5 protein-coding genes and 3 pseudogenes are annotated in these 6,686 nt (G+C 71.1%); 6 read left to right on the top strand and 2 right to left on the bottom strand.

Features of this window, described 5'->3' with window-relative positions:
* The 4 genes and pseudogenes from ASF53_RS25035 to ASF53_RS26745 all read left to right on the top strand — a co-directional run.
* Positions 1 to 402: pseudogene (locus ASF53_RS25035) on the top strand (1-deoxy-D-xylulose-5-phosphate synthase); the annotation flags it as partial.
* A 35-nt stretch (positions 403 to 437) separates the two neighbouring features.
* A pseudogene (locus tag ASF53_RS14040) lies at positions 438 to 1,145 on the top strand (transketolase C-terminal domain-containing protein); the annotation flags it as partial.
* Positions 1,146 to 1,158: 13 nt separating this feature from the next.
* Positions 1,159 to 1,625 (top strand): annotated as a pseudogene (locus ASF53_RS26750) (transketolase C-terminal domain-containing protein); the annotation flags it as partial.
* 1 nt (position 1,626) lies between these two features.
* Positions 1,627 to 1,977, top strand: a 351-nt coding sequence (locus ASF53_RS26745; RefSeq protein ID WP_286134438.1) for a transketolase C-terminal domain-containing protein, incomplete at its 5' end; no start/stop codon positions are given.
* Positions 1,978 to 2,130: 153 nt separating this feature from the next.
* Here ASF53_RS26745 and ASF53_RS14030 read toward each other — a convergent pair.
* Entirely contained in the window at positions 2,131 to 2,736 is a 606-nt protein-coding gene (locus ASF53_RS14030; RefSeq protein ID WP_056199305.1) for a superoxide dismutase family protein, read from the bottom strand.
* Between the two features lie 359 nt (positions 2,737 to 3,095).
* Between ASF53_RS14030 and ASF53_RS14025 the strand changes: the two genes are divergently transcribed.
* Together ASF53_RS14025 and ASF53_RS14020 are read left to right on the top strand one after the other, a co-directional pair.
* Positions 3,096 to 3,842 carry a TlyA family RNA methyltransferase gene (locus tag ASF53_RS14025; protein ID WP_056199302.1) on the top strand — a complete coding sequence of 249 codons (747 nt, stop codon included), beginning with the start codon at positions 3,096 to 3,098 and terminating at the stop codon, positions 3,840 to 3,842.
* A complete protein-coding gene (locus ASF53_RS14020; RefSeq protein ID WP_056199298.1) occupies positions 3,835 to 5,145 on the top strand; it encodes a class I SAM-dependent RNA methyltransferase in 1,311 nt (436 codons plus the stop codon). The genes ASF53_RS14025 and ASF53_RS14020 overlap by 8 nt, the downstream gene beginning before the upstream one ends.
* Before the next feature lie 70 nt (positions 5,146 to 5,215).
* Here the strand turns inward: ASF53_RS14020 and ASF53_RS14015 are convergent, their stop codons facing one another.
* Positions 5,216 to 6,460, bottom strand: coding sequence for a glycosyltransferase family 61 protein (locus tag ASF53_RS14015; protein ID WP_056199296.1), 1,245 nt, complete (start codon positions 6,458 to 6,460; stop codon positions 5,216 to 5,218).
* Positions 6,461 to 6,686 lie beyond the last annotated feature (226 nt).

Raw genomic sequence — 6,686 nt, 5'->3', positions numbered from 1 at the left:
TCACGGCGTGGTCAAGTTCGACGTGATCTCGGGCGTGCAGGCCAAGGCCAAGGCCAACGCCCCGGCCTATACCCGCGTGTTCGGCGAGAGCCTGATCAAGGCGGCCGATGCCGATCCGAAGGTGGTGGCGATCACCGCCGCCATGCCCGGCGGCACCGGGATCGACCTGTTCGGCAAGGCGCATCCCGACAAGACCTTCGACGTCGGCATCGCCGAGCAGCACGCGGTGACCTTTGCCGGCGGTATGGCGACGGAGGGCTACAAGCCGTTCGTGGCGATCTACTCGACCTTCCTGCAGCGGGCCTACGATCAGGTCGTGCACGATGTGGCGCTGCAGAACCTTCCCGTGCGCTTCTGCCTCGACCGAGCCGGTCTCGTCGGCGCGGACGGCGCCACGCATGCNATGACGAGGATGTCGGAGAACAGGATCGACGCCGGTGGTGGCGATCACCGCCGCCATGCCCGGCGGCACCGGGATCGACCTGTTCGGCAAGGCGCATCCCGACAAGACCTTCGACGTCGGCATCGCCGAGCAGCACGCGGTGACCTTTGCCGGCGGTCTGGCGACGGAGGGCTACAAGCCGTTCGTGGCGATCTACTCGACCTTCCTGCAGCGGGCCTACGATCAGGTCGTGCACGATGTGGCGCTGCAGAACCTTCCCGTGCGCTTCTGCCTCGACCGAGCCGGTCTCGTCGGCGCGGACGGCGCCACGCATGCGGGCGCGTTCGATCTCGCTTATCTCTGCTGCCTGCCGAACATGACGGTGATGGCGGCGTCTGACGAGGCCGAGCTGGTGCACATGGTGGCGACCTGCCACGCGCATGATTCGGGCCCGATCGCGTTGCGCTACCCGCGCGGCGAGGGCGTCGGCATCGAGTTGCCCGAGAAGGGCGAGCCGCTGGCGATCGGCCGYGGTCGTGTGGTGCGGCGTCCGGAGGGSGCGCGGGTGGCGCTGCTCTCGCTCGGCACGCGCCTGTCGGAGTCGCTGAAGGCGGCCGATGCGCTGGAGGCCGAGGGTGTCGTGGCCACAGTCGCGGATGCGCGCTTTGCCAAGCCGCTGGATGCGGAGCTGATCGTCGATCTGGCGATGAGCCACGAGGTTCTGGTGACGRTCGAGGAGGGCTCGGTCGGCGGCTTCGGTGCGNTACGATCAGGTCGTGCACGATGTGGCGCTGCAGAACCTTCCCGTGCGCTTCTGCCTCGACCGAGCCGGTCTCGTCGGCGCGGACGGCGCCACGCATGCCGGCGCGTTCGATCTCGCTTATCTCTGCTGCCTGCCGAACATGACGGTGATGGCGGCCGCCGACGAGGCCGAGCTGGTGCATATGGTGGCGACCTGCCACGCGCATGATTCGGGTCCGATCGCGTTGCGCTACCCGCGCGGCGAGGGTGTCGGCATCGAACTGCCCGAGAAGGGCGAGCCGCTGGCGATCGGCCGTGGTCGTGTGGTGCGGCGTCCGGAGGGCGCGCGGGTGGCGCTGCTCTCGCTCGGCACGCGCCTGTCGGAGTCGCTGAAGGCCGCCGACGCGCTGGAGGCCGAGGGTGTCGTGGCCACAGTCGCGGATGCGCGCTTTGCCAAGCCGCTGGATGCGGAGCTGATCGTCGATCTGGCGATGAGCCACGANGAGGGTGTCGTGGCCACAGTCGCGGATGCGCGCTTTGCCAAGCCGCTGGATGCGGAGCTGATCGTCGATCTGGCGATGAGCCACGAGGTTCTGGTGACGGTCGAGGAGGGCTCGGTCGGCGGCTTCGGTGCGATGGTTCTGCACCTGCTGGCCGAGCGCGGCGTGCTCGATACGGGCCGCGTCCGGGTCCGCACGCTGACGCTGCCGGACAGCTACCAGGACCACGACAAGCCGGAGAAGATGTACGCCGAGGCCGGGCTCGATGCCGACGGCATCCTCAAGGCCGTCCGCGCCGCCTTGCCGGAAAAGGCGGCGCAGCGCGAAGGCAGCGTGGTGAACCTGAAGCGGTAGCATCATCCCACCCTCTCCCCGCTGCGGGAGAGAGTGGCCCCCGGAAGGGGGTCGGGTGAGGGGAGCGCCACGTTCGGAAAGACCTGAGCCGGTCCCTGTCCCGCCTGCTCCGCAGGCACCCTCCCCCGCAGGGGGGGGAGGGTTTTGAGAGTGTTACTTGATGACCGCGCAGCCGATGCGCGGGCCCGCGCCGCCGATGGGCTGGCTGGTGTGGTCGTCCTCGTTGGCATGGATGATCAGCGCCGAGCCGTCGCCGTCGCGCAGGCCACCCTCGCCGGTCAGCGGGGTCTCGCTCGACACTTCCGCGTTCACCGAGCCGTCGGCGTTGGCGTAGACGTTGGGCAGGTCGCCCTCGTCCGGTCCGTCGGGGTTGAGCAGGCCGTGCTTGCTCTGGTCGTGGTTCACGTGGGCCTTCGACTTCTCGAACTTCTCCGTGTCCGAGCAGTCGCCGACCGCGTGGAAGTGGATGCCGTGCCAGCCCGGAGGCAGGCCGCCGGCCTGAATCGACAGCCGCATCACCAGGGAGTTCGCCCCGTCGCGGATCATGATCTTGCCGATGTTCTCACCCTTGCCGTTGGTGATCGCGCTCTCGTAGGTCTGCGGCGCGCCGGCACTCTCCGTCTTGGCGGGGGCCGGCTCCTTCGGCGCCTCCTTGGCCTCTTGCGCGAAGGCGGAGCCGGCAAGGCCCGCGAACAGGGCCGCAGCCAAAGGGATCGCGGCCGGTCGACGGCGGATGGCAGGCGTCGTGGCCCCTCGCATGATGGCACCTCTCATGAACTGACTCACTCCGTTGCTGCAGCCCGACGGTTCCGCCCGGCATTCCGCCACCGCTTGAGGCGGTGCGCAATCCGGGCTACCCGGCAAAAGCGGATTTCGCATCGCCCTTTTCGGACGAGCCGGCACGCGCCGCCGCGGGCGATGCTGTAGGTAACGCGAAGCGGCACGTTCCGACAGGGGACGGGCCGATCCGTCTCGATCACATGAGCATCGTCCCGACAGGCGGTTGCCGACTTTCGGAACAGGACGATGCACCATCAAAGCCCGAGACCCGCGTCTCGGATCCGAACCCGGGAAGCGGAACCCGGGCGCGGCGGCACGATGTTCGGAAGGGAGACCCGATGACGGGCGAGCGGCTGCGGGCCGACCGGTTCCTGGTCGAGCACGGGCATTTCCGCAGCCGGGCGCAGGCGCGGGCGGCGATCGAAGCCGGCCTCGTCAGCGCCGACGGCCGCCTCGTCACGCGCCCCTCGGATCTGGTCGAGCCCAGCGCCCGGATCGAGGCCTCGGCCCCCCATCCTTATGTCTCCCGCGGCGGCCTCAAGCTCGCCGCGGCGCTCGACGCTTTCGGCCTCGACCCCACGGGCCTTGCCTGCCTCGATGTCGGCGCCTCGACCGGTGGCTTCACCGACGTGCTGCTGCGGCGCGGCGCCGCCCATGTCCACGCGGTCGATGTCGGCCGCGACCAACTCGACGCCGCCCTGCGCGCCGACCCGCGCGTGACCAGCCTGGAGGGCACCGATATCCGCGCCCTCTCGCCGGGCGCGATCCAGCCGGCGCCGCGGCTTGCCACCATCGATGTCAGCTTCATCGGCCTGCGGCTGGTCCTGCCGGCGGTGGCGGCCCAGCTCGCCGACGAGGCGGCCATCGCCGCGCTGATCAAGCCGCAATTCGAGGCTGGGCGCGAGCGGGTCGGGCGCGGCGGCATCGTGCGCGACGCCGAAGTTCATGCCGAGGTCTGCGAGGGCGTGCGCGCCGTGCTCGTCGGCCTCGGCTTCACCGTGTCGGGGCCGATCCCCTCCCCCATCGAGGGCGGCGACGGCAACCGCGAATTCCTGGTCGCCGCGAGGCGTTCCTCTGATGATTGATCCCATGTCCGACGCTGCCGAACACAACCCGGTCGAAGAGACCCTGACCATCGCCCGGCTCGGCGCCCGCGGTGACGGGCTCACGGAGGGCGGGCTGGCGGTGCCCGGCGCCCTGCCCGGCGAGCGCGTGCGGGTGCAGCGCGGCGACCGCATCGGCACGCTGGTCGCCGTGGAAGAGGCCTCGCCGGATCGGATCGCGCCGTTCTGCCCGTATTTCTCGGCCTGCGGCGGCTGCGCCGTGCAGCACCTCGCCCCCGCTCCTTACGCGGAGTGGAAGCGCGGCATCGTCGCCGGGGCGCTGGGGCAGGCGCGCATCGAGACCACGCTGATGCCGCTCCTCGACGCGCAGGGAGAGGGCCGGCGGCGGATCACGCTGCATGTGCGCGAGATCGAGGGCCGGGCGCGGGCCGGGCTGATGGCCGCGCGTAGCCACGCGCTGGTGCCGATCGACCATTGCCCGATCACCGTGCCGAGCCTGCACCGGGCGCCGGCCGTCGCGGAGGCGCTCGCTGCCCCGCTCGGGCACGGCCGCAAGCCGCTCGACATCGCCGCCACCGCGACCGTGACCGGCCTCGACATCGACATCCGCGGCCACGGGCAGGTGAGTGACGGCGTCCGCGGTGTCCTCACGCGGCTCGCCGGCGAACTCGACCTCGCCCGTCTGTCGATCCACGGCGATGTGGTGGTCGAGCGTCGCCCGCCCGCGGTCGGCGAGGGGCCGGCCCGGCGCGTGCCCTCGCCCGGCAGCTTCCTTCAGGCGACGCAGGCCGGCGAGGCGACCCTGACCGCCCTGGTGCTGGAGGCCATGGACGAGGGCAAGGCCAAGGTGCGGCGCGTCGGCGACCTGTTCTGCGGCAGCGGTCCCTTCGCCCTGACACTCGCTGCGGGTGCCCGCGAGGTCCATGCCGCCGAGGGCGAGGCCGGGGCGATCACCGCCCTGACCCGTGCCTACCGGGCCGGAGCCGGTTACGCCCGGATCACGGCGGAGGCGCGCGACCTGTTCCGCCGCCCGCTGCTCGGGCCGGAACTCGATGCGCTCGACGCGGTGGTGTTCGACCCGCCCCGTGCCGGGGCCGAGGCGCAGGTGCGCCGGATCGCGGAATCGAAGGTGCCCCTCGTCGTCGGCGTCGCCTGCGATCCCGGCACCTTCGCCCGCGACGCCGCGACCCTGATCGCGGGCGGCTACCGGCTGGAGCGGGTTACGCCGGTCGATCAATTCGCATGGTCGGCCCATGTCGAGCTGGTCGGCGTGTTCCGCAAGCAGGCGAAGGTCACCGGCCGAACGCTGCGCCGCCCGCGCTGAACTCAGCTGGGGGATCGGGGCGCTGCCCCGAGATCCCGCCAAAGGGGTGACCCCTTTGGGATCTCGGGTTTTAGCGGAGGCCCGCGGCCGTGAGGGCCTCGCGCAGGGGCTCGGGGTCGATCGCGAAATCCCGAAGATATTCGGGCGCGTCCGAGGGAATCCGGGGGCCGAACACCGCCGCATAGTCCTGCCCGCAGGCGGTGGCGATCTCGCCATAGAACCGGTCCTCCCAGCCCTCCGGCACGAGGTGGATGACCGGCGTGCCGGGCCGGCAGAAGACCGTGTTGGTCATCCCCGCCCCGGCGATGCCGACCACGATCTCGGCGGCCGCGAACCGCACCACCTGCTGGCGCACGCTGGTCAGTTCGGGATCGAACGCCTCGAAGCCGAGGCCGCGCAGCAGGCCGAGCACAGCCTCGCGGTTGGCCAGCCCCCGCCCCCGCCCCGGATGCCGGTCCACGAACAGGCGCCGGCCTCGCCCCATGAGCCGCCGGAACGCGAACAGCCCGCGCGGCAGGCGGGTCCGCGCTCGCATCTGCCCGGTGAGAGAGCGCAGCGCATGCGGCGACTTGCCGGTGCTCGGCAGGCTGCACGGCGTGGCGTGGTGCAGGCGGGCGAAGTGGTAGGTCTTGTCCCGGTCGAGGAAGCGGATCGCGACGCGATGGCCCAGAAGGAGCTGGATCGAGCGGCGCCGCGCCGCGTCGATATGCGGGAAGTAGGACACCAGCGCGATGGTGATCGGCACCCCGGGATGGTGCTCGCGCAACAGGGCGAGCGCGTGCAGCCGGGGCAGGTCGTCGATCAGCCAATGGCCGTAATTGAACGAGCCCGCCGAATTGAGGAGGAAGACGAGGCCCGCTTCCGCGATGGTCTCGTCCACATGCAGGAAGCCGGGGCCGGGGCCGGGCACCACATGCCGCTCCTGCGGCCGGTAGGTCTCGAACAGCACCTGCGGCCGGCCATCCGCGACATGGAACAGGGCGTTGCCCGCAAGGCGCACGTCGCGGGTCTCGCAGAGCAGCGTCGGCGGCCCCGGCGGGCGCGGCGCCGCGAGGGCGGCTCCCTGCTTCTCGCGGAAGGCGGCATCACCGCCGAACAGGCGCGGCGGCGCGGGATCGTGCGCGGGAAAGCCGGGAAACACCGCGCCGACCACGTCGGTGAGCCGGCTCACCCGCGCCCGCAGCCGGTCGAGCAGGGCGGCATCGCCCGCGAACCCGCCGTCGCGGTACAGGCGCCCGGCCTCGCAGGTGAGGACGAGGTTGTCCTCGATCAGCCGGGCATGCGCCGCGGCCTCGTCCGCTTGCGTGTCGTTCAAGCCTGCTCCTCGCGGGTCCCGCCGTGCGGCCCGTCCATTCAAGGAATCGGCAACACCGCGAGGGCATCGTCCCGAAAGTCGGAGGCCACCTTTCGGGACGATGCCCTAGACCTTTGTCTTTGCATCATCTTTTTCCGAAAGCCGGAGGCCACCTTTCGGGGTGATGCTCTAGCATATCGCTGCGGGCGAAGTCCGCTGCATGTCTTGCGCGCCCGGCCGCATTTGC

This window comes from Methylobacterium sp. Leaf123 (genome assembly GCF_001423405.1).
GTDB lineage: Bacteria > Pseudomonadota > Alphaproteobacteria > Rhizobiales > Beijerinckiaceae > Methylobacterium.
This window is presented reverse-complemented; position numbering and strand designations above follow the sequence as displayed.

What these genes read in the sequence shown, in the direction of transcription:
- ASF53_RS14030 (WP_056199305.1), bottom strand. Translation starts at nt 2,736, where the DNA reads ATGCGAGGGGCCACGACGCCTGCCATCCGCCGTCGACCGGCCGCGATC.
- ASF53_RS14025 (WP_056199302.1), top strand. Translation starts at nt 3,096, where the DNA reads ATGACGGGCGAGCGGCTGCGGGCCGACCGGTTCCTGGTCGAGCACGGG.
- ASF53_RS14020 (WP_056199298.1), top strand. Translation starts at nt 3,835, where the DNA reads ATGATTGATCCCATGTCCGACGCTGCCGAACACAACCCGGTCGAAGAG.